Consider the following 21,967-nt stretch of genomic DNA (forward strand, 5'->3'; position numbering starts at 1 on the left):
CCTCCGGAGAGGACGCGGCGTTCGATGAAGAGTGGTTACGCGCCGATCTTCTTGGCATCGTCCGCGTTGAGCACGCGGAAGAGCAGAGCCGCGATGACCGCGCCGACCACGGGGGCGACGATGTAGAGCCACAGCGAGGCCCAGTCGAAGTACCCGCCGACCGAGAGGCCGAGGGCCACCGCCGGGTTGAAGCCGCCGCCCGAGATCGAACCGACGGTCGCTGCGCCGACGAACACCGTCGCCCCGATCGCGAGGCCGTAGAACGAGTTGCCCTCGGTGTCCTTCGAGGTCGCGGTGTTGAGCACGACCCAGACGAGGATCAGCGTGAACAGCGCCTCGACGAAGAAGGCGGGTCCTACCTCGACGACCAGAGCCTCGCCACCGGCGGGCCACACGGCGAAGCTGACCAGCGCGGCGAGCGCGCCACCGACGAACTGCGCCACGAGGTAGGCGATGAAGTCGACGACGCTGAGGCCGCCACGGATGAAGACGCCGACGGAGACCGCCGGGTTGAGGTGAGCGCCCGAGATGTGGCCGGTCGAGAAGAGCCGCGCTGGCGCCTGTGAAATACCTGAATGCGATGCGACGGCATGTCAACCCCGTCGCCACATCGGCACGCTTGTCCGTACTGTTCCGGGATGACTTCCGACACCGCCACGACGCCGGAGGAGCCCACTCGCCTGCGTCGCGCCATCACCGGTCCCCTGCTGTTCGCCTTCATCCTGGGCGACGTGCTCGGCGCCGGCATCTACGCCCTGATGGGTGTGCTGTCCGAGAAGGTCGGCGGGATGCTGTGGGCACCGCTGCTTCTCGCTCTCCTGCTCGCGCTGCTGACCGCGGGGTCGTACGCCGAGCTGGTCACCAAGTATCCGCGCGCCGGCGGGGCATCCGTCTTCGCGGAGCGCGCCTTCCACAGCCCCGTCGTCTCGTTCCTGGTCGGGTTCAGCATGCTCGCGGCCGGCGTGACGAGCGCCGCGGGCCTGGCGATCGCGTTCGCCGGCGACTACCTCGGCACGTTCTTCGACCTGCCGACCATTCCCGTCGCGATCGTCTTCCTCGCGATCGTCGGAGCACTCAACGCCCGCGGCATCCGTGAGTCGCTCGGCGCGAATCTCGTGATGACGGCGATCGAGCTGAGCGGTCTCGTGATCGTGATCGTCGTGGTCGGGATGTTCGTGGTCGGCGGCGGCGGCGACGCCTCGCGGCTGACTCAGGCGCCCGAGGGGACGCCCGTCGCCCTGGCGGTCCTGTCGGGAGCGGTGATCGCCTACTACTCCTTCGTCGGCTTCGAGACCTCGGCGAACATGATCGAAGAGGTCAAGAATCCGCGGCGCACCTATCCGCGAGCCCTCTTCGGCGCGCTCTTCACCGCCGGTGCGGTGTACGTGCTCGTGGGTGTCGCGAGTTCCATCGCGCTGCCGGCTTCCGAGCTGCAGGAGTCGAGCGGACCGCTGCTGTCGGTCGTCGAGGCCGCGGGTGCCAGCATCCCCTCCTGGCTGTTCAGCCTGATCGCCCTGATCGCGGTGGCGAACGGCGCACTGCTCACGATGATCATGGTGAGCCGCCTGACCTACGGGATGGCCGAGCAGAACCTGCTGCCCGCCGTGCTCGGCCGGGTGCTGCCGAATCGAAAGACCCCGTGGGTGGCGATCCTCACCACGACCCTCGTCGCGATGGGACTCACGCTGGTCGGCGATCTGGCGACGCTCGCCGAGACCGTCGTGCTGCTGCTGCTCTTCGTCTTCCTCAGCGTCAACGTCTCGGTGCTGGTGCTGCGACGTGACCGCGTCGAGCACGATCACTTCCGCATCTGGACGGTCATCCCGGTGCTGGGCATCGCCTCGTGCATCCTGCTGCTCACCCAGCAGCGAGGGGTCGTCTGGCTGTTCGGCGCGATCCTGCTGGCGGTCGGCGCCGTGCTGTACCTGCTCGCCCGCTGGGGCCGCAACCGCTCCGACCGTCGCGACCACGACGGAGCCCCGTCATCCACCACCACGAAGGAGAACGATGAGCACGCCTGACCTCACCCCCGACGACGACGCCATGACGAGCGAGGAGAAGCGCCACGACCAGCTGACCGCGGCCCCTGATGCCACCGAGGCCGATGCCGCCCCGCGCATCGAGGTCTCGGAGCACGACGGGAACACCCGCATCGACATCCTCCCCGATGCCGCCGTGCGGCCGGGACCCGGACCCGGGGTCGAGGTCGACGACGAGCCCGAGCAGTAGCCGGAGCGGCGGCGAGAACGCGCGCGGGATCGCCCCCGCGATACTTCAGCGTTCCGATATATCACAACTCGCCCCTCGAAAGCAAGCTCTGAGCGTATGCTGACTCCGAGACCGCCTCCGCGGTCTCGGAGTCGGTGACCCGGACCCCGTCACCACGATCGGGGGGACGCCATGAGCATCACCACAGATCCGAGCACCGACACGCGGTCGGATGCCGAGCTCGCCGACGCGACGCGCAGCGGAGACGCCCGAGCGTTCGCCGTGCTGTGGCAGCGCCACTCCGAGGCGGGGCTCCGCGCGGCCCGCGCAGTGACGCGTTCCATCGACCCTGACGACCTCGTCAGCGAGGCCTTCACGAAGACGTTCAGCGCGATGCAGAACGGCGGCGGACCGACCGATGGCTTCCGGGCGTATCTCTACGCCGCCATCCGCAACGCCGCCGCGACGTGGGGCGGCAAGCAGAAGGACATCCCGATCGAGTTCATCGAGGAGATCCCCGATGAGGCCCCCGACGCGATCGAGCAGCTGTCGGACAAGACGATGCTCGCGGCGGCGTTCAAGAATCTGCCCGAGAACCACCGCACCCTGCTCTGGTACCTCGAGGTCGAGGGCATGAAGCCGCGCGAGATCGCTCCGCTGATGGGGCTGACTCCGAATGCCGTGTCTGCGCTCGCTCTCCGCGCGCGCGACGGATTCCGCCATGCCTGGCTGGATGCGCTCATCGCCGACCCGTCCCGTCCCGAGGAGTGTCGCTGGGCGTGCGGGCGCCTCGTGCGCCGCTCTCGCCGCCCGGTGAGTCGGCACGAGCGCCCCCGCCTCGAGTCCCATCTCGAAGGGTGCGCCGGCTGCACGATCATCGCGCGAGACATCGACACGGCCTCGTCGAAGCTGCGAGCCGTGCTGCTGCCCCTCGCACTCAGCAGCGCCGGGGCAGCCGCCTACGCCGCTCTCGAGCCCGGCGCGGCAGCGAGCGCCTCCGTCATCGGACCGTCCGCCGCCCTGCGGACCCGCCGCGTGCTCACCATCGGGATCGCCGCGGGAAGCGCGGTCGCCCTTGCGGCGACGGTCGCCGTGGCGATGGTCGGCCCCTGGTCGCAACCGGCGGCAGACGGCGACCGTGGTGAGGCGTCCGGGCCCGCCGCCCGACCCATCGCCCCGACTCCCGGTGCCACACCCGCGACGGACGACGACACGTCACCGACGCCCCCACCTGTCGCACCGCTCATTCCTGCTCCGGTGGAGCCGCCAGTGCAGCCGGTCGTCGAGACGACTCGGCAGGACACACCTGTGCGCGCCGTTCCGGAGCCGCCGAGCGCCCCGGTGGCCGCACCGCCGGCGGCGGGCCCTCCGGCGACCAGACCCCCCGTGGCGACCCCGCCGGTCGAGGTCCCGCCGGTCGAGACCCCGCCCGTGTTCGCGATCGGTCCGGACGGGTGGGACACCAGCAGTCCCCTCGCTGTCTCGGTGAGCGGCACCGGCATCCCCGGCAGCATGGTCGCCGTCATCGACGAGCTCGGCTCCGTCCTCGCCCAGGCGACGGTCGACGGCGACGGCGAGTTCACGCTCTCCGTCGCGGGAGGCGAACTGAGGCAGGGCATGACGCTCACGGCCCAGCACACCTCACCCTCCGGCGACGTGGACCTCAGCGAGCCGGTCGGACCCCTCGCATTCCCCGTACCGGTCATCTCTGGCGATCAGCCCCGCCCCCACCTCGAGCGGGGGGATGCTGACGCCGACGGCGAGCAGGACGACGCGCTCGTCACTCTCGAGGGCATCCCGGGCGGCTGGGTGCAGGTCGCCGTCGACGGCGTCGTGGTGCCCCACCTCATCGCCATCGACGAGGTGACCTCCGACGACTACATCGCCGACATCCATCTCGGATTCCACCTGCTCACCCTGCGATACGTCGATGCGGAGTCGGGCGTCACCGGTCCTGGAGCCGAGTACGCGGTCGTCGTCACCCCGGGCGGCAAGTGACGTCCGGGCACGGATCCGACCGGAATATTGGTTGCGGCGTCAGGAACGGGCGTCGTCAGCGTCTTGATAGTGGGACGAGAAGCCGGCCCTGGGGACCTGAGTCGACTTCGTGTCCGAGAGCTCGCGTTCCCCTACGGACGCGGCACTCGCGGGTGGGGCTGCTCCCCAGTCCCACCCGCATTCCCTTCCGCACCCGTGGGACCGAGAACGCGAGACCGGAACTAGTTGCGGGTCTGCGCGCCGCGACGCGGTCGCCGCGATAGATTCCCAGTGTGACCACCACGATCGATGACGGCTCGCCCGCACGTCGCAATGCGACGCCCGGGCCCGAACGCGGTGGCGGCCCGACTCTCGCCGAAGTGGCCCAGGCCGCGGGCGTCTCACGCGCGACCGCCTCGCGCGTGCTGGCCGGCCGCGCCGCAGGCAAGTCTGCGAGCCACGCCAGAGTGCTCGCTGCCGCAGAAGAGCTCGGCTATGTCGTGAACGGTCTCGCTCGCTCGATGATGGGCGTCGGGCGGCGCAGCATCGCGTTCGTGTCCAGCATCATGGTCGGGCCCACGTTCGCCTCCATGGCCGGCGGCGCCGAAGACGTCGCGACCGCCAACGGCCACCTCTTCACGATGTGCACGACCGGCGGGGACGTCGAGCGCGAAGCCGCCCTGATCGAGACCCTGAGCGAGCAGCGAGTGGCTGCCGTCCTGCTCGTGGGCTCCACTCCGGCCACCGAGGAGTTCGAGGCGCGGGCGCAACGATACTCGGCCACCCTCGCACGGGTCGGGGCGCAGCTGATCCTGTGCGGTCGAGCGGCGCTCCCCCACCACCCGCACATCGCCTCGATCGACTACGACCACCGCGGCGGAGTCCGCACAGGAGTCGAGCATCTGGTCACTCTCGGCCACCGACGCATCGCGTTCCTCGGCTCACTCGATGACATGACCACTCCGCATCAGCGCTTCCTCGGCTACCAGGACGGTCTCCACGACGCCGGCATCGCGTTCGACCCCGCGCTCGCGGTGCGAAGCAGCAACACCTCGGACGACGCCGCCGCGGCCACTCTCGATCTGCTCGGCCGCGACCCTGACGTCACCGCGATCGTGTGCCAGACCGACATCATGGCGGTGGGGGTGTGCCGGGCGCTGCACGCAGAAGGCATCGCGATTCCCGAGCGGATCTCGGTCGTCGGCTTCGACGACATGCAGCTGGTCGCCGACCTGACGCCCTCCCTGACCACAGTGCGGGCGCCGTTCCACGATGTGGGAGAGCTGGCCGGACGCATCGCCGTCGGGGGAGCCTACGACGGCCCGGTCGTGCTGCCCGGTGAGCTGATCGTCCGCGAATCGACGGGACCCGTGCGCTCGGACTGAGCGCACCGCGGCCACATCCGCATCCGCTCACGGCTGTCGATCCCGTCAGGAGGGGCGGCACCACCGGAGAGCCCGGCCGCACCGCCCCGGAGAACGGATCAGAAGGCGCCGAGATCCTCCCATGGCCCGTTCGCATCGCCTGGCGCCTGGTCACGCGTCCACCACCGGGCCCGGAAGGCGTGCCCTCGGTGGGCGATCACCTCTCCGCCCACGTAAACGTACGACGACGTCCAGGCCCGCACGCCGTCGCCGGCCGCCGGAACGAGCGCTCCCTGCTCCATCCACGAACCTGTCGCCGAGCTGCCGGGGGCGTCGCCCTTCGTCCACCACTGCGCCGTGTAGGTCGCGCCCTGGTGCGAGACCTCGTCGCCGGCGTCGTAGACGGCGATCGGGTCCCAAGCCTCGATCGCGGGCGCGGTCGTCACGACTCCGAACAGGATCAGCTCGGCGACGTTCAGAATCTGGCCGTTCACGAGACGCACGTACCGGAAGGCCGTGTCATCCGCCACGGACCACGTCTGCCAATCGAGGGTCTTCGCCGGCACTGACGGGGTGAGACGCGCCCACGTGGTCAGATCGTTCGACCCCTCCAGCCGCATGTCCGAGATGCGCGAGGTGCCGTAGCCGTCCTGCCGCACGAGCAGTTCGGCACCGGACAACGACACGGTCGCGTCGGGGCCGAAGTCCCACACGTTGCCGTAGAGACCGGAGTTGAGTCGGGTATCGGAGTGCGTCGCGGGGTCGCCGTCGAGCATTCGCGCCGTGTACTGGGTCCACGCGGCGTCCGCCACCCCGTCGGGTCGCAGCACCGCGGCATCGCGGAACGCCGAGTCGATGCGTCCGCCGTCGCTCGACAGGTACAGCACCGAGCCGTCGGTCGTGGCGTGGATCGTGTCGGCGCGACGACCGTCGGCCGTGGTGAAGTCGACGGTGAATCCGACTCGACCCGACTGCGCCTCGCCCGCGGGGATGGTCGCACTGGCGATCCAGGTCCCGGGCGACGGCGACGTCACCTCGGCCGGGGCTCCGAGCACGGTGACCGCGACGCCCGCGTTGTCGGGGGGTCCGGTCAGCGTCACATCGACGCTGTCGCCGGCGACCACTCGACCCGCGACCGCATCGGACGACGCGATCGAGACCGCATCCATCGACCCGACGGCTTCGCTCCTGGCGCCGTCGATGCGCAGCTCGGCGATGCTCCAGATTCCCGGATACGCGGGATCCGACGGCACACCGGGCTCATCGACCTGGAGCTTCACGAACCGGAATGTCGAATCGCGCACCTCGCTGCGCACATCGATCCACTCGATCGTGGCATCCGTGCCCACGTTCGGATGCGCGGTGAGCAGCGTCCAGGTGGCACCGTCGTTCGAACCGTAGACGTTCGTGCCCTCCGCGCGATTGGCGAAGGTGTCTCTGGCCTGCAGGCCGAAGCGCTCTGCGTCGAGACGGAAACCCGAACCGAAGTCGAACACGATGCTCGGAACCCGCTGGTCACCCCAGGTCGACTGGTTGTCGCCGTCGGCGAGCGCCGTCAACTGGGCAGCCGTGAGGGGCGGGGCCGACACGAGGGAGCGGTAGTCGAGCGTGCCGTCCGGCAGCACCGGGGTGAGCGTCACGAGGTTCGACACGGCGTCGCCGAGCGCTTCGAGAAGGATGCCGAATGCGGCAGCATCCGCCGATGCGACTCCATCGTCCGCGGCGCTTCGCGCTTCGGTCATCCGCGCCCAGCTCGCCGAGGTGTACTCCGCGCTCTCACCGACGCGGGCGACGAGTTCGGCGATCGCCCCCGTGCGGTCATCGGCGATCGTGACGGTCACGGGCAGCGCGGTCACGGTGGTCCCGTCGGACGCCGCGAGGGTCATCGCGGCATCGCCTGCCTGGTCGGGCGACCAGCTGAGCTCGTCGCCCTGCAGCACCGCACCGGCGGGCGCGTCGTGCAGTGCGAGGGTGACGGTCTCGCCGTCGGCATCGGTCGTCCCGATTCCGCGCGTCCACGGCTCTCCCGCCACCAGCACCACGTCGAGTGCGGGCGCATCCGTGAACCGCGGCGGCGTGAGCACGCCGTTCGCCTGAGCCAGGAGCCCCGCCACGTCGACCCGAGCATCCGAGCCGGTCGCGCGAAGGAAGACGATGTTCTCTCCCACCGCACCGGGGGTCGCCGCGAGCGCCAGGTCGAACCACACGTAGCGCCAGTCGCCGCCGGTGTCGGGGATCACGACATCGGTGAACGGGGCCTCGTCCGCCGTGCGGGAGGCCTGCAGCCGGGCGGTGCCGTCGCTGCGTACCTTCACCCCGACCAGGGACTGCGACGCACGGTCGCCCCATATCGCGCGCCGGATCGCGAGGTTCGCGTCATCCGCACCGGCATCGAGACGGATGAAGGAGGTGCCGTCGGCATCGGCCTCCCGCTCGGCGCCGTCGCCGAGCGGGGTGCCGAATGTCGTGACCGACAGCTCGGCGCTCGGAGCGAGTGGAGCGACCGGGTCGTCGACCTCGGCGAGTTCTTGCGGGAATGCGACCCAGTACTCGGCGCCGGTGTAGTCCGAGCCGCGATCGTTCCAGAAGTTCTGCACGCCACTGCCGTAGTAGTAGAGCGGGCCGTCCCTCTGCTCGTAGAGGTCGGCGACATGGGGCGCTGCGTCGGCCACATCGACGTCAGCGACGTAGCGGTACTGCAGGTACGCCTCGCTCAGCGGATCCTGCAGTCGGCCACGGTAGGCCTGCGAGATCGCGCCCCCCTCGTTCGCCGGAACGTACGGCACCTCCTCGCCCATCATGAAGGCGTAGAACGTGTCGGCACCGTCGAGGATGCGATCGTCGAGGAACCGGTAGGGCGAGACCGCATCCGACGCAATCGACACGGTGCCGGTGACCGGATCGAGTCTGGTCCCCTGCGCGTCGACGATGCGGGCGAGCGCCACGAAGATGTCGACGTCTCCCTGACCGTGCGCCTGATCGCGCAGCATCTCCATGTGCTGCACGAACGGCTCGCCCGTGGTGTTGCCGGGAGCGTCGGCCGGGATCTCGCGGAACAGCTGTGCGAGCGATCCGTTGACGTTGCCGCCGTACAGATCGTGCTCGCTCTCGTATTCCGAGTTGACCGTGAACCACTCCACGCGCTCGGCGTAGAGCTCGGCGTCATCGAGGAAGATCGCCGCGGAGACCATGCCGATCACGCCGTAGAGGTGCTGGTTCCACAGCCGGTTGTTCGAGAAGAGGAACGTGTCGAGCACCGGTCGGACCAGGTTGTCCTCGATGCGCTGCTCGTCAGCATCCGTCCACCGCAGGTCGTATCCGTCGAGGCTCTCGTTCACGGGTTCCGTGCTGCGGATCACTTCGGCCGCGATCAGCATGTAGTACAGCGGTACGCCCGTGTGGATGTGCGCGTCACCGAAATATTGGTACTTCGCTGGGTCGAGGCTGCTCCAGGTGCGCAGCACGTGCAGAGCGTTCGCACGATACTGCTCGTCACCCGTCACCGCGTACTCGAGCGCCTGGGTCATCGCGCCGATGCTGTCCTTCAGCGCCATCGACCTCATGCCGGCGCTCGCGTAGGCGTCGTTCTTCGGGACGTCGGTGCCCGGCTGGGCGTTCTCGGCGCGGAAGTCGCGCGAGGCGTAGCGCGTCGCCACCATCGCGTCGTAGTAGCTCGCCCACGGATCGACCCCGGCCCGCACCTGGGTGCGCATGTTCTCGAGGTGGTCGGCCGAGAAGCCGATGCCGGGATGCGCGAACCCGGCATCGCTGACGGTCTGCTCGATCTCGGGCAGCGGCGCCTGCACCGCGGCTTCGAGAAGCGAGGAGGCGGGTGCAGCGGATGCTGCGGCGGCGGGCGGTGCGACCAGAAGCGCGCCGCTGAGAGCGATCACGCCCGCTGTCAGAGCGCCGATCGTGCGTCGGATACTGCGGTGTTCGATCTTCATCGATCTCTCTTCCGTGACTGCGCCGTCGAGTGACGGCGGGAGGGCATGCAGGAGGGGAACGTCGCGGTGATCTGCAGGCTCGGGTGAGGGTCAGCCCTCCCCCGCCAGGTCGGCACCGCGAGCCGCATACCGCAGCGAGGCATCGGAGACGTCGGCCGACCAGCCGCGCCCGTCGAGATCGTCGGCACGGATGCCGAAGAACATCCCGGTGAACCGCAGGCGATCACCGTGATCGTCGGACAGCGTCCATGCGGGGTGCACGCCGGGCACATCTCTCCAGCGAGCGTCGTCGACCGAGGCGACCGCGAAGCGGAGGTCGGGGCCGTCGAGGGCCATCCGCATCCGCACCGGCCCGGGCGGCACGGCGATCGGCGCAGAGCGTGTGGTGCGCGACCCGTCGCGACTCACGACGCGCAGATGCCGCCCGTTCTCGGCATCCCAGGTGAGCTGCAGCCCGATCCAGCCGTTGCGGTCGTACCAGGCGATCAGGCCCGCGAGCTCACGCGTGCTCGTCGGCTCCGCATCGACGGTGGCCTCGAGGATCGCGTGATGCTCTTCGACCCGCGTGAGGATCATCGCCTGATCGAAGACGGATGCCGCCGAGTGGCCACCGCGCAGACGCAGCCACCCCGGTCGGGCGGTCAGGTCGGCGGTGTCGCGGTCGAGTGCGGCACGGAGAGTCGACCAGCGGCGGCTGTCGAGGTGCGCCGCATCGAAGCGGTCGGTGAAGCCGCTCGCGACAGCGCGACCGACCTGCGCACCGGCGACCTCGACCTCGAGAGCGGCGTGATGGCCGCCCTGGGCGAGTCGCAGCCAGCCGTCGCCGTCGACGACCACGCGCTGCAGGCACGTCTCGCGCCCGAGAGTGCTGAACCGCTCACCGAGATGCAGCGTGGGCCGACTGGCCAGGTGCACCAGCATCCACTCGCCGTCCGGCGTCTGCACGAGCTCACCGTGCCCCGCCTTCTGCAGGGGGATACCGGGTGCGTCGCGGCTCGTCAGCACGAACGGCTGCCGGTCGCGCTCATAGGGTCCGAAGCGGTCGCGGGACCGCGCGACCGTGATGGCATGGTTCCAGCCCGTGCCGCCGGCGGCGATCAGGAGGTGGTACCAGTCGCCGATCCGATAGAGGTTGGGGCCCTCGACGAGCGTGGGCTCCTGATGGATCACGCGCGCCTCACCGGAGGTGCGCTGCTCGTGGGGCAGATACTGCTCGAGAACGAGTCCCCCGAACGACGGATGCTCGGGCCGCTGATCCCACTGCACGCCCACGATCCAATGTGTTCCGTCGCTGTCGTGGAAGAACGAGAAGTCGAAGCCGCGTGAGCCCAGATGCACCGGCTCGCTCCACGGGCCGTCGATGCTCTCGGCAGTGACGAGGTAGTTGTCGATGTCCTTGTCGTCGCCGTCCATCGATCGCACGACCGAGTACGCGAGCCAGAACCGGCCATCGGCGTAGGACAGGCTCGGCGCCCACACCCCGCCGGAGTCCGGGATGCCACGGAGGTCGAACCCCTCGTCGAGCGCATGGCCTCGGACCGTCCAGTCGACGAGATCCGTGGAATGGTGGATGCGCACCGCCGGGTGGAACTCGAACGTGCTCGTGGCGATGAAGTAGTCGTCGCCGACTCTGAGGATCGACGGGTCGGGGTTGAATCCGCGCAGGATCGGATTGCGCACCACGCCCATCACACGACCCCCGGCACGCGCTCGAAGCCGACGAAGGCGTCACCCGCGATGTACCGCGCGACCTCGTCGACGACATCACGACCCAGACGGTGCAGCTCATTGCCGGTGGCCCCGGCGATGTGCGGTGTGAGCGTCACGTTCGGCAGCGTCCACAGCTCGTCGTCCGCAGCGAGCGGCTCGGGTTCGGTGACATCGAGGATCGCGTCCAGCCTCCCCGTCCGGAGATGCCGACGCAGAGCGTCGTGGTCGATGAGCGAGCCACGCGCCGTGTTGATCAGCACAGCGCCGTCGCGCATCATCGCCAGCTCGCGCGCCGCGAGCATGTGCTCGGTCTCGGGAGTCGCCGGGGCGTGCAGCGACACGATGTCGGAGGTCGCGAGCAGGTCGTCGAGCTCGACCTTGAGTCCGCCCAGCGAGACGATCTCCTCCTCGGACGCGTAGGGGTCGTAGATCAGCACCCGCAGGTCGGTCGGCTGCAGCAGCTGTGCGACCCGGCGCCCGATCCGCGACGCCCCGACGAGTCCGACGGTTCGCCCGAAGTTGCCGCTGTCGAGCAGGTCGGCCTCGCGGTCGACGAAGGCGCGCCCCTCCCGATAGATCTGCTCGGCGTACTTCGCCCGCTTACCCGCGAGCAGGATCGTGGCCGCGGTGTACTCCGCGACCGCCTGGGCGTTGCCCTCACCGGCGTTCGTGAAGACGATGCCGCGGCGGGTCGCCTCCACCGTGTCGAGGATCGAGCTCGCGGTGCCGCCTGCGAACACGACGGCGCGCAGGCCCGGCATCCGATCGAGCAGATCGTGGTCGATGTGCGGGCATCCCCACCCGGCCAGCAGGATCTCGACGTCGGCCATAAGGTGCGACGCGAGGGCGCCGTCGAAATCGGTGATCACCTCGGCGCTCACGTCGACCAGATCGTTCAGCCGTGCCCGGTGCGGGCCGAACAGGTTCTCGGCCAGCGCCGGTGGATTCATCGCGACGATCGCGCGGGGTCGGGCGTTCACTTCTTCAGCTCCTCGATGCTCCAGTCGTCGCGCCAGATCAGTTCGGCGCGACCCTCCTCGACGTGCAGGGGCAGCCAGACGGGCGCAGAGGATGCGAGGTCGTCTCGATTCCAGCGGTCGCCGATGTACACATGCGCTCCCTCGACGGGCAGCACGACGCTCACCTGAGAATCGAAGGTGCGAGTCCCCGCCGGAGCGAAATCCTGCCACGGCGACCACGGACCCTCGAGCGACCGAGCGGTCGAGTACTTGTTGTCGTTGAGGTCCCACCCGGTGAGGTCGGAGCCGAAGAGGTAGTAGGTGCCCTCATGGCGGATGAGCGTCGGCGACTCGTAGCCGATCTCCGGGCGATCCTGCTGGCGCAGCGTCGCGATGACGGACTCGACGCCGCAGTAGTCCGGCCGCAGGCGATAGATGCGCAGTCCGTGGTCGCGGTCCTCCGAGAGGAGGTAGCCGATGCCGTCCTCCTGATACACCCCGATGTCCCGGCTGAGGTTGCCCAGAGGGCGCTCGCTCCCTCGGTAGTCGAACGGACCTTCAGGGGCGTCGCCGACGGCATAGCCGACCTTCGCATCGGAGTAGTCGGCGCTGTCGATGTGCATGATCAGCACCCATCGTCCGTCGGGGCGCTGCAGCGCCTTCGGCCTCTCGACGATCCGATCGGGGGCGAGATCTCCCCCGCCCGCGGCGAGCGCATCGCCGACGTACTCCCAACTCGCGAGGTCGGTGGAGCGGTAGCAGGCCACGGCCGTGAAGCGGTCTCCCGCGGTCTTGTCCTCGCCCCAGGCGTACCAGTGACCGCCCACCCGCTGAACGCCGATGCCGTGCAGCTGCGCGATGCTCCCGCGATCATCGACGAGCACCTCGCCGGGCCGGATCCGGCCGGTCATGCGTGGCCCTCGCCGACGCGGAGAACGCGAGCGCCGATGCCGTCGCCCGTCTCGATCCGGATGCCGCCGTCGACATCCTCGAGGCGCCATGAGTCATCTGCCATGCCGACCGCCGGCAGAGCCGCCGGAAAGATCGTCTCGGCCGTATGGACACCGGGGATGGTCACCGCTCGCGGTTCGTCGGAGCGGTCCCAGACGAAGAGCAGGGTGCGCCCCTCGGCGCGAAGACCCAGACAGATGAGGTCGTCCTCCCATCCCGGCAGACCGAGCGGCCAGAACGGGTCGCTCATCGCAAGCTGCGTGCGGAGGGTCTTGTGCAGCGCGACGGCCTCGGCCACGAGCGTGCGCTGCGATTCGCGCAGCTCGGCCAGGAAGCCCGACAGGTACAGCCGTCCGCTGAGTCCGGTGACGAGCGTGAACGCTGTCTCGGCATCCGACATCCCGACCGCGGGATAGGCCCAGTTGCCCGCCTGCTCGGGAAGGATCGACGCGGGGGCGGATGCGGCGATCGGCGGATACAGCCGGAAGTCCTGCTGGTCGCTCGTGGACTGCATGTGCGTTCGCGCCAGCAGCGCATAGTCCGCCCTCATCGCACCGGACGAGCAGTTCTCGATCAGCAGTGCGGGATGCCGGCGCTGCACGTCGTCGAGCCATTCCCCGAACGCGCGGATGTGCCCGAGCAGACCGTCGCCGGCGGCCGCCGCCTGCCAGTCGGTGCCGGCACCGGGGTTGATGTTGTAGTCGAGCTTCAGAAAGCTGACGCCGTAGTCGCGCACGATCCGGTCGACGGTCTCGTCGAGATGGGCGCGGGCCGCGGGGTGCCGGAAGTCGAGGTGATGGCGATCGTGTTCGGTGACCCGCACACCGAAGCGTCGGAAGAAGGCGTCGTCCGGCAGCGCCTCGGCGACGGGGCTGTTGACACCGACGACCTCGGGTTCGAGCCACAGCCCCGAGCGCATCCCTGCGGCGTGGATCTCGCCGATGATGCCTCGCAGGCCCGACTCGTCGAACCGGTCGGCGGCCTCCTGCCATTCGCCCACCGTGTCCCACCAGTCGCCGATGGCGGGGTCGGCGAACCAGCCGGCATCGATGCAGAACACCTCGACGCCCGCGTCTGCAGCACCCCGGATCAGCGGGCGCAGCGCCTCGGACGACGGCTGGCCCATGAGTGTGTTCATGAAGTCGTTGTAGACGATCGGGAGGTCGGGTCCGTCGACGCGTCTGATCGCACGGCGGTGAGAGGTGAGGCCGGCGATCGCCGCGTCGAGACCTCGTGGGGAGGCCGCGAGCACGACCGGGACACTGGTGAACTCGTCGCCCTCACCGAGCGTGTGGGCGAACTGATGCTCGAGATCCGTGGGGCCGAGCAGAGACAGCGTCAGACCGTCGAGGCCCTGGCTGAGGTCGACATGCCATCCGGCTCCGCTCTCGATCTGCCAGACGACGGCGGCGCCGTCGCGGCGCAGCAGCGCGCCGACAGGAAGATGCTCACCGGTCGACCATGCCCCATGGCTGGTCAGTGTGGCGTGACCGCGGCCGTCCTGCGCGTGGATCGGGAGGGAGAGCGGGGGCAGCTCGTCCGAAAGAGCACGACGGTGCCAGCGGTTCTCTGCCAGCCACTCGCTGCGCGCGGTGAGGATGTCGTAGTCCTCGCCCGCGTTCGGCCCGGCGCCGAGCCCGACGCTCGCCGAGCTGACGGCCGTGACCGTGACCTGGCCCGGCGCCGTGGCGCGAAGAGTGTGCTGCACACGCAGAGCGGAACCTGACAGCGACAGCACGCTCGTGACCTCGAGCCCGGTGCGCGGATCCCGCTGCAGGAGCGTGACGGCGTCGCTCGCCGTCTCCGTTCGCGTCGAACTCAGGCGGGCGCCCAGCGCCGAGCGCACGTACGCCTGACTGGTGCGCGCACGCTGTTCGGCCGCGGTGAAGATCTCGACGAGAGGCGCCGGATGCCCGTCGTCCACGGCCAGGGTCGCGGGCGCATCCGCACTCCACGCGATCGTGAAGCCGGCGATCCGGGCGATCATGCTCCCACCCGCTGACGCGAGCGGCCGAAGCCGAGTGCGCGATTGCAGATCGTCGCCGCGACGGCGGCGAGGGCCGGGGCGGAGAGCCAGCCGACCGCGCCGACCACGGGCAGAGTGGTCGCGAGCGCAGCCAAGGCGCTCACCAGCAGCCACACGAGGGCGAGGTGCGGGCGCTGCAGGACGATCCGCGCGGCGGCGATCGCGAAGCCGGCACCGCGCAGCGGCGAGTCCGTGAGGAACGCGGCCGCGACAACGACCATGGCGATGACGGCCGCGACGGCGACGGCACCGAGCAGCACGTTCGCATCCGCTCCGAGAAGCGCCACGTCGTATCCGAGCACCAGCACTGCGCCGCTCAGCACGAGCGCGGAACCCCAGCGGTGGCGCACGGCACCGGCGAAGGCGGCCCAGAAGATCCGGGCGACGTGCGGCTCGCCGTCGAGCAGGCCGGCAGCAGCCTGCGTCAGACCGTGCAGAGCGGGTGCGACCGTCAGCACGGCCGCGGCGCCGAGCCAGAGCGCGGTGTGGGTCGCCTGCCAGCCGACCAGCGCCTGGAACGCGAGCATCGGCACGAGGCAGCACACGAAGGAGAGCGACACGAGGAAGTATCGGAAGGAGCCCAGCAGCAGCGTCGCGATGATGCCGTCGTAGCCGAGCAGGCGTCCGAGTCGGGTGGTGGCGACGGCGCTCATCCCTTGACCGCCCCGACCGACATGCCCTTGATGAAGTACCGCTGGAAGGCCGCGAAGATCGCCACCGACGGGACGATCGCGAGGATCGCTCCGGTGTAGATCAGCTGCCACTGCGAGGTGAGGAGTCCCACCATGCGGTTGATCGCCACGTTGATGGTGCCCGCCGACGAGGAATCGAGGAAGACCAGCGGGATGAAGAAGTCGTTCCAGAGACCGAGCGCCTGGATGATCACGAAGGCGGATGTCACTGGAAGGAGCATCGGGAAGACGATGAGCCAGAAGGTGCGCAGGCGGCCCGCGCCGTCGACGTGCGCCGCCTCCTCGACCTCGATCGGGATGCCCTTGATGAAGCTGCAGTAGAGCAGGATGCCGAAGCTCGCGGCTCCTCCCAGATGCACGAGGATCACCGAGAGCAGCGTGCTGTAGAGACCGACGTCGTCGAAGCCCTTCACCAGCGGGATCATGCGCACCTGGAACGGGATCATGAGCCCGGCGATGAACAGCACGTAGAGGAAGCGCGAGGTGCGTCCGCCGATCCGCTCGATGCCGTAGGCGGCCATCGGCACGATGATGATCAGCATCACGACGGTGCCCACCGTGATGATGAGTGTGTTCAGCACCGCCTCGAGGAAGTCGGTCTGCTGGAACAGGGCGACGTAGTTGTCGAAGGCGAACGAGGTCGGGAGCCCCATCGGATCCTTCGTGATCTCGGCGTATGAGCGGAACGAGTTCAGCAGGGCGTAGATCACCGGCGAGGCGACGATCAGCACCAGGATGCTGAGCACGACCATCACGATGATCTCCCCGAGCGACCACTTCTTCCTCTCCCGCCGCTGACGCGGTGGACGGGGGATGCGGGCCAGGCCCGACGGACGCTGCTCGGGCTCGATCTTCATGGTGACCTGGGTCATCGTCTCGGTCATGCCTGGATCTCCCTCTTGCGCATGTAGGCGTTCGCGGCGACGGTGCTCACGATCACCACGATGAAGAGCACGACGGCGGCCGCCGACCCGAAGCCGGCACGGTATTCGCCGAAGCCGACCTTGTAGATGAAGAACGCCATGGTCTCGCTCACGAACCCGGGCCCACCGGACGTGAGCACGAGCACCTGGTCGAAGATCACCCAGCCGGCGATCATCGCGAGCGTCATGTTGACGGTCACCGCACCCGCGATCATCGGCCAGGTCACGTTCCAGAAGACCTTCGCTCCGCTGGCCCCGTCGATGCGGGCCGCCTCGATGAGCTCCTGCGGAACGGACTGCAGGTTGGCGAGATAGATGAGGGTGGTGTTGCCGCCCAGGGTGAAGCAGGTGATGAAGAGGATCACCCAGATCACGATGCTGCTGTCACCCAGCCAGTCGCGGGCCCACTCGGGAAGCCCCATGTCACGCAGCACCGTGTTGACGGAGCCGAAGTTGTAGTTGAGCAGGTACTTCCAGATCGTCGCCATGATGAAGGCGCTGACCAGGGCCGGCAGGTACACGGCCGTGCGGAAGAAGCCCTGTGCATGGTCGAGCTTGTCGAGCATCAGTGCGACGGCGAGCGAGATCACGTTGATGATCAGCGCCGAGCCGAGTCCCAGGATCAGGGTGTTGCGCACCGCGTTCCAGAAGCGAGTGCTCGCGACGATGTCCTCGTAGTTCTTGATGCCGACGTAGTCGTAGCCGTCGCTGATGCCGTCCCAGTCGGTCAGGCTCAGCTGCAGGGTCTGCAGTGACGGGACGATCACCATCAGGAGGTAGATCACCAGGGCCGGGACGACGAAGCCCAGCATGGCCAGACGCCCTCGTCCGAATCGGGGCCGCACGCGGACCGCGGTGTGTGCACTCATGTTCTCTCCTTGATCGATCGCCGTCTGCCGGGTGCCGAGGGCGCGGTCGGGCCCGCGCCCTCGGGGCCGGATCAACCGGCTGCGGCGACCTGCGCCTCGAGTTCGGCCTGGACCTTCGCGATCGTCTCGTCGATCGTGGTCTGGCCGTCCTGCATCTCGATGCGCGACTGCCGGAAGAACGTGTTGACCGAGCTGAAGGTGCTGAGCGTCGGTGCGTTCTCGTACCAGACGAGGTCCGGGTTCTCGAGGAGTGCGAAGAAGTCCTCCGCACCGGGGATCGTGTCGTTGCGCTCGACCTCGTCGGACTTCAGGATGTTCGGCGAGATCCAGCCGCTCGCCTCCATCAGGTTCGCCGCATCCACCGAGTAGAAGTAGGTGAGGAACTCGACCGCCGAGGCGTACTCGTCCTCGTTCTCCGCCGCCTGGGACGAGATCGCCAGTCCGCCGGCGGTGTCGCCGACGACGCTGTTCTTGAGCACGTTGATCTTGCCGTCCTCGTCGGGGATGATGAACAGCCCCGCATCGAACTCCGGATCGACCTTGTTGATGTCCATCAGGCGTCCGAGGCCGGCTGAGGACGTGGCCATGACGGCCTGCTCGTTGACGAGGAGGGTCGTGGTCTGGGCGTCGGCGGTGGACTGCCATCCCTCGAGCACGTAGTTGTCCATGATCATCTTCAGCTCCTCGAGGGGAGCCTTCAGGTCGGCCACCGAGGCGCCGCCCTCGGCGGCCACGTTCCAGAAGCCGCCGTCGTCGCTGAACTCTGCGAACGTCGGCGCGGCCAGGGGCTTCCAGAGCTGATCCGACGGCCACACCTCAGCGGCGGCCGTCGCCAGCGGGACGTCGCCGTTCGACTTGATCTCATCGAGCAGGTCGATGAAGTCGTCATAGGTCTCGGGGACCTCGAGGTCGTGCTCTTCGAAGTAGGCCTTGTTGTAGACGATGTTCATGCCGAGTTCGCCGTTGAGCGCGCTGTACGGCACGGTGTAGACCTCGCCGTCCGCTGCGGGAGCGTATGCATCGGGCTCGAGCAAGGCCGTGACCTCATCGGGGATGCCCGCGAGCTTGCCCGCATTGACATAGGTGAGCGTGTCGCGCATGTCGACGACGGCCGGCCAGTTGCCTGTCGCATCGACGGTCTTGAGCGCCGTGGCGTAGTCCGAGCCGGCGGGGAGCGGGTCGAGCTTGACCTCCGTCGTGTCGCTCTGCTCGTTGAAGGCCGTGACGACCTGGTCGACGACCGCGTTCCAGGTCTCGTCTCCCGTGGCGTAGAGGAATCGGATCGTGGTCTTGTCTGCAGATGCCGTCGAGTCGCCTGAGCCCCCGCCGCACCCGGTGAGCGCGAGAGCGGAGGCCGCGACACCGGCGGTCACCAGCAGGAGGCGGCTGCGTGCGGCGCGCGTCGTTGCGTTGTGCATGTGATCTCCCTTGATTCTGTGCCGGACTCTCGTCGGCCATCTCGACGCTAGCCGACCGGATAGCGGTTTCCAAGCACTTTTTGTAACTAGTTGCACTTCGGTGGCGAATGCGGAACAATCGACCACGTCGACGTTCGGCGTGCCCGCGGTCAGGGGCCTACAGCCAGCCCTTGCGCTTGAACGCCCAGTAGAGCCCGACGCCCATCGCCAGCATCAGAGCGACCGCCATGGGGTATCCGAGCGTCCAATGCAGCTCGGGCATGTGGTCGAAGTTCATGCCGTACACCGTGCCGACGAGCGTCGGGGCGAACAGGATCGCCGCCCAGCCCGAGATCTTCTTGACCTCGTCGTTCTGGCGGATGCTCAACTCGGTCATCCGCCGCATCTCCTCGTTCTGCCGCCGCGCCACGATCGTGGACTCGACGGTCAGCGCGTTGTCGAGCACCGTGCGGAAGGTGTTCGCGCGCTCCGACACGCGCAGGGTGTGGTCGAGCACGTCGCGCAGGTACCGCTGCAGCTCCTCGTCGACCTCGTACTTCGTCGAACCTCGCAGCAGCGAGTCCAGCATGCCCGCGAGAGGCTGCACCGCGCGCTGGAAGTCGATCACCTCACGACCGAGTTCGTAGATGCGCTGCGTCGCGTCGACCTCGTCCTCGAAGAGCTGGCTCTCGATCTCGTCGATGTCGTTCTCGAGTCCCGACAGCACGGGTGCGTACTCGTCGACGACCTCGTCGAGGATCGCATAGAGCACCGCCTCCGGTCCGAGCTTCAGCAGATCGGGGTCGTCTTCGAGTCGGCGTCGCACCCTCGCCAGGTCGGGAGACTCCGCGTGGCGGATCGTCACCACGAAGTCGGGCCCCACGAGCACATGGATCTCGCCGAACTCGACCTCCTCCGCGGCATCCAGGTACCGGGCGGATCGCAGCACCATGAACAGCACGTCTCCGTACCGCTCGAGCTTCGACCGCTGGTGACCCGAGAGCGCATCCTCGACGACGAGAGCGTGGATGCCGAACTCGTCGGCGACCTCGCGGATCTCGGCTTCGCTCGGCCGATACAGACCTATCCAGCTCATGCCGCCGCGTTCGCGCAGCACCTCGAACGTCTCACTGAGGCTCCGCGGATTCTCGGTGCGGACCCCGTCGACGTAGATCGCGTTGTCGATGATCGCCATCGGCGTTCCCTTCGTCGGTATGCCGCGGCGGTCGTGCGCCCGGCCCTAGGCGGCCGGCGGTGCGACGCAGGCGACCGCCGAGTCCGTGATGGCCTGGTGATACTGCTCGGCCGTGAACGGAAGCCCGAACTCGGGAGCGGTCTCACCCGCGGCTGCCGGCACCTTTGAGGCGATCGCCGCGAGCTCCCACGCCAGGTACATCGCGGTCGTCGCGCCGGTCGTCGAGTTGTTCAGCGACACTGCGACCGTGAAGCCCGTCTCGGGGTCGGAGAACGCCGACGTCTGATACCCGGGAGTCCAGCCCGCCTGTCCGACCATCGAGCCGACGAGCAGAGCCCCGCCCGTGGCCTGGAGCCAGGAGGGAGCCTGGGGGCCCTGCGGCAGGGGAGCTCCGAAGCGGTTCGGCTCGTCCTTCGTGCGCAGCTTCTGCGCGGCTTCGGCCTGGGCGTACCGACCGAGATCCTCGATCGTCGACACGACGCCGGAGTCGGTGTAGCCGGTGCTCGACGAGAGCGTGGTGATGTCGACCGGGGCCGCACAGTCGTACCCGCCTTCGACGGGCGTCAGGTAGTGCCCGTTCATGACCGGTCCGTCAGAGGGCGGGGCCGGGGCCGGCGAAGGCAGCGACGTCGCCGAGAGACCGAGCGGCTGGGTCACGTACTCGGCGATCAGCTCGGACGCCGTGCGGCCGGACGCCCGCTCGAGTGCGAGTCCGAGCAGCAGGTAGCCGGCATCCGAGTTCGTGTAGGTCGTCTTCGGAGTGGTGCGCGGGGCGCCGAGGCCGTACGCCGCGAGCTCGAGGGGTGCCCACACGCGCTCGGGGGTGGTGAGCCATGCGGCCTGCGCGGTCGCCTCGGACGAGCCGACGCCGCTCGTGCTGTTGCACAGGTCGAGCAGCGTGATGTCCTTCATGTCAGCGACGCCCGAGACGTGGTCGGGCACGGGGTCGTCGAGATCGACCACGCCGTCATCGGCCAGACCGTAGAGCACGTCGCACGTCATGAGACGCGTCATATCCGCGATCCGGAAGGACATGTCGGTGCTGATCTCTTCGTCGCCGCCGGGGGTCTGGGTGCCGAGGCCGGCGACCCAGCTGCCGCTCCACGGAGCCCACACGCCCACGACGGCGCCCGAAGCACCCGATGCGGCGAGCGCGTTGGTGATGGCCGCCTCCATGGCGGCGACCGTGTCGTCGGGCAGAGGGCCGTCGACCTGGGACGGAGGCTGGTAGCTGAACTCCGGTTCGGCCGTGCAGCCGGTGAGGAAGAGCCCGAGCGCGGCTGCGCCGGCCACTGCTGCGCGGAACGTGCGCGACGAGAGAAGCTGCATGAAAGGGGACCCCCGGAAGACGTGTCTCCCGAGTCTAGAACGCCCATCCTGAAAGAAAGGCATCACCGAACGCCGTTTAGGGTGATCACCATGCCCCACACGTTCGATGCCGACGTCGTCTCCACGATCCTCCGCCACATGAACGGCGACCACACCGATGACAATCTGCTCATCACGCGCGCCTTCGCGCCGGCCGAAGGGTCTCAGTCGGACGAGATCACCGACGCCGTGATGACGGACCTCGACGGCGACGGCGGAGTCTGGAAGGTCACCCGCTCCGGCGAGGCCTCAGAGCTGCGCATCCCCTGGCCCTCCGGTCCGATCACGGAGCGCCCCGCCGTGCGCCGCGAGGTCGTCGCGCTCTACGATCTCGCCTGCGAGAAGCTCGGGGTCGAGCCGCGTCCGCACGCATGACGCTCG

The 21,967-nt window shown here is 68.8% G+C and carries 17 protein-coding genes; 5 read left to right on the forward strand and 12 right to left on the reverse strand.

Annotated features, from left to right (window positions below):
- Window positions 1-35 precede the first annotated feature (35 nt).
- A complete protein-coding gene (locus tag SOM10_RS06885) occupies window positions 36-569 on the reverse strand; it encodes an MIP/aquaporin family protein (RefSeq protein WP_320489773.1) in 534 nt (177 codons plus the stop codon).
- A 69-nt stretch (window positions 570-638) separates the two neighbouring features.
- On the opposite strand from SOM10_RS06885, the gene SOM10_RS06890 reads away from it, so the two are divergent.
- The 4 genes from SOM10_RS06890 to SOM10_RS06905 all read left to right on the forward strand — a co-directional run bounded on the left by SOM10_RS06890 (window position 639) and on the right by SOM10_RS06905 (window position 5,570).
- Window positions 639-2,021, forward strand: coding sequence for an APC family permease (locus SOM10_RS06890; protein ID WP_320489115.1), 1,383 nt, complete (start codon window positions 639-641; stop codon window positions 2,019-2,021).
- A complete protein-coding gene (locus tag SOM10_RS06895; RefSeq protein WP_320489117.1) occupies window positions 2,008-2,229 on the forward strand; it encodes a multidrug transporter in 222 nt (73 codons plus the stop codon). Before SOM10_RS06890 ends, SOM10_RS06895 begins: the two co-directional genes overlap by 14 nt.
- 171 nt (window positions 2,230-2,400) lie before the next feature.
- Complete coding sequence (locus SOM10_RS06900; RefSeq protein ID WP_320489119.1) at window positions 2,401-4,206, forward strand: sigma-70 family RNA polymerase sigma factor; 1,806 nt, start codon at window positions 2,401-2,403, stop codon at window positions 4,204-4,206.
- A gap of 272 nt (window positions 4,207-4,478) precedes the next feature.
- Window positions 4,479-5,570, forward strand: a complete 1,092-nt coding sequence (locus SOM10_RS06905; RefSeq protein ID WP_320489120.1) for a LacI family DNA-binding transcriptional regulator — start codon at window positions 4,479-4,481, stop codon at window positions 5,568-5,570.
- A gap of 98 nt (window positions 5,571-5,668) precedes the next feature.
- Here the strand turns inward: SOM10_RS06905 and SOM10_RS06910 are convergent, their stop codons facing one another.
- The 11 genes from SOM10_RS06910 to SOM10_RS06960 all read right to left on the reverse strand — a co-directional run bounded on the left by SOM10_RS06910 (window position 5,669) and on the right by SOM10_RS06960 (window position 21,547).
- Window positions 5,669-9,496 (reverse strand): carbohydrate-binding protein, encoded by a 3,828-nt coding sequence (locus SOM10_RS06910; RefSeq protein ID WP_320489122.1) that lies wholly within the window; start codon window positions 9,494-9,496, stop codon window positions 5,669-5,671.
- 90 nt (window positions 9,497-9,586) lie between these two features.
- The gene (locus SOM10_RS06915; protein WP_320489124.1) at window positions 9,587-11,185 is read right to left on the reverse strand and encodes a glycoside hydrolase family 43 protein; all 1,599 of its coding nucleotides are present in this window, start codon (window positions 11,183-11,185) and stop codon (window positions 9,587-9,589) included.
- Complete coding sequence (locus SOM10_RS06920) at window positions 11,185-12,186, reverse strand: hydroxyacid dehydrogenase (protein WP_320489126.1); 1,002 nt, start codon at window positions 12,184-12,186, stop codon at window positions 11,185-11,187. The genes SOM10_RS06915 and SOM10_RS06920 overlap by 1 nt, the downstream gene beginning before the upstream one ends.
- On the reverse strand, window positions 12,183-13,076 hold the full coding sequence (locus SOM10_RS06925; RefSeq protein ID WP_320489128.1) for a family 43 glycosylhydrolase: 894 nt from the start codon (window positions 13,074-13,076) through the stop codon (window positions 12,183-12,185). Before SOM10_RS06925 ends, SOM10_RS06920 begins: the two co-directional genes overlap by 4 nt.
- On the reverse strand, window positions 13,073-15,103 hold the full coding sequence (locus tag SOM10_RS06930) for a glycoside hydrolase family 36 protein (protein ID WP_320489130.1): 2,031 nt from the start codon (window positions 15,101-15,103) through the stop codon (window positions 13,073-13,075). Before SOM10_RS06930 ends, SOM10_RS06925 begins: the two co-directional genes overlap by 4 nt.
- Window positions 15,100-15,795, reverse strand: coding sequence for a hypothetical protein (locus SOM10_RS06935; RefSeq protein WP_320489131.1), 696 nt, complete (start codon window positions 15,793-15,795; stop codon window positions 15,100-15,102). The genes SOM10_RS06930 and SOM10_RS06935 overlap by 4 nt, the downstream gene beginning before the upstream one ends.
- Window positions 15,792-16,718, reverse strand: a complete 927-nt coding sequence (locus tag SOM10_RS06940) for a carbohydrate ABC transporter permease (RefSeq protein ID WP_320489133.1) — start codon at window positions 16,716-16,718, stop codon at window positions 15,792-15,794. Before SOM10_RS06940 ends, SOM10_RS06935 begins: the two co-directional genes overlap by 4 nt.
- Complete coding sequence (locus SOM10_RS06945; protein WP_053098115.1) at window positions 16,715-17,626, reverse strand: carbohydrate ABC transporter permease; 912 nt, start codon at window positions 17,624-17,626, stop codon at window positions 16,715-16,717. Before SOM10_RS06945 ends, SOM10_RS06940 begins: the two co-directional genes overlap by 4 nt.
- Window positions 17,627-17,697: 71 nt before the next feature.
- On the reverse strand, window positions 17,698-19,044 hold the full coding sequence (locus SOM10_RS06950; RefSeq protein WP_053098116.1) for an ABC transporter substrate-binding protein: 1,347 nt from the start codon (window positions 19,042-19,044) through the stop codon (window positions 17,698-17,700).
- Window positions 19,045-19,201: 157 nt separating this feature from the next.
- Window positions 19,202-20,218 (reverse strand): magnesium/cobalt transporter CorA, encoded by a 1,017-nt coding sequence (gene corA, locus SOM10_RS06955; RefSeq protein ID WP_187249227.1) that lies wholly within the window; start codon window positions 20,216-20,218, stop codon window positions 19,202-19,204.
- Between the two features lie 45 nt (window positions 20,219-20,263).
- The gene (locus SOM10_RS06960) at window positions 20,264-21,547 is read right to left on the reverse strand and encodes a serine hydrolase domain-containing protein (RefSeq protein ID WP_072592090.1); all 1,284 of its coding nucleotides are present in this window, start codon (window positions 21,545-21,547) and stop codon (window positions 20,264-20,266) included.
- Between the two features lie 90 nt (window positions 21,548-21,637).
- Between SOM10_RS06960 and SOM10_RS06965 the strand changes: the two genes are divergently transcribed.
- Window positions 21,638-21,961, forward strand: coding sequence for a DUF2470 domain-containing protein (locus SOM10_RS06965; RefSeq protein ID WP_320489137.1), 324 nt, complete (start codon window positions 21,638-21,640; stop codon window positions 21,959-21,961).
- Window positions 21,962-21,967 lie beyond the last annotated feature (6 nt).

It is taken from the genome of Microbacterium sp. CFBP9023, assembly GCF_034045055.1.
Taxonomy (GTDB): Bacteria; Actinomycetota; Actinomycetes; order Actinomycetales; family Microbacteriaceae; genus Microbacterium.

Excerpts from the sequence above, each read along its gene's own strand:
- SOM10_RS06890 (WP_320489115.1), top strand. The coding sequence starts at position 639 with ATGACTTCCGACACCGCCACGACGCCGGAGGAGCCCACTCGCCTGCGT.
- SOM10_RS06895 (WP_320489117.1), top strand. The coding sequence starts at position 2,008 with ATGAGCACGCCTGACCTCACCCCCGACGACGACGCCATGACGAGCGAG.
- SOM10_RS06900 (WP_320489119.1), top strand. The coding sequence starts at position 2,401 with ATGAGCATCACCACAGATCCGAGCACCGACACGCGGTCGGATGCCGAG.
- SOM10_RS06910 (WP_320489122.1), bottom strand. The coding sequence starts at position 9,496 with ATGAAGATCGAACACCGCAGTATCCGACGCACGATCGGCGCTCTGACA.
- SOM10_RS06915 (WP_320489124.1), bottom strand. The coding sequence starts at position 11,185 with ATGGGCGTGGTGCGCAATCCGATCCTGCGCGGATTCAACCCCGACCCG.
- SOM10_RS06925 (WP_320489128.1), bottom strand. The coding sequence starts at position 13,076 with ATGACCGGCCGGATCCGGCCCGGCGAGGTGCTCGTCGATGATCGCGGG.
- SOM10_RS06930 (WP_320489130.1), bottom strand. The coding sequence starts at position 15,103 with ATGATCGCCCGGATCGCCGGCTTCACGATCGCGTGGAGTGCGGATGCG.
- SOM10_RS06935 (WP_320489131.1), bottom strand. The coding sequence starts at position 15,795 with ATGAGCGCCGTCGCCACCACCCGACTCGGACGCCTGCTCGGCTACGAC.
- SOM10_RS06940 (WP_320489133.1), bottom strand. The coding sequence starts at position 16,718 with ATGACCGAGACGATGACCCAGGTCACCATGAAGATCGAGCCCGAGCAG.
- SOM10_RS06945 (WP_053098115.1), bottom strand. The coding sequence starts at position 17,626 with ATGAGTGCACACACCGCGGTCCGCGTGCGGCCCCGATTCGGACGAGGG.
- SOM10_RS06950 (WP_053098116.1), bottom strand. The coding sequence starts at position 19,044 with ATGCACAACGCAACGACGCGCGCCGCACGCAGCCGCCTCCTGCTGGTG.
- corA (WP_187249227.1), bottom strand. The coding sequence starts at position 20,218 with ATGGCGATCATCGACAACGCGATCTACGTCGACGGGGTCCGCACCGAG.
- SOM10_RS06960 (WP_072592090.1), bottom strand. The coding sequence starts at position 21,547 with ATGCAGCTTCTCTCGTCGCGCACGTTCCGCGCAGCAGTGGCCGGCGCA.
- SOM10_RS06965 (WP_320489137.1), top strand. The coding sequence starts at position 21,638 with ATGCCCCACACGTTCGATGCCGACGTCGTCTCCACGATCCTCCGCCAC.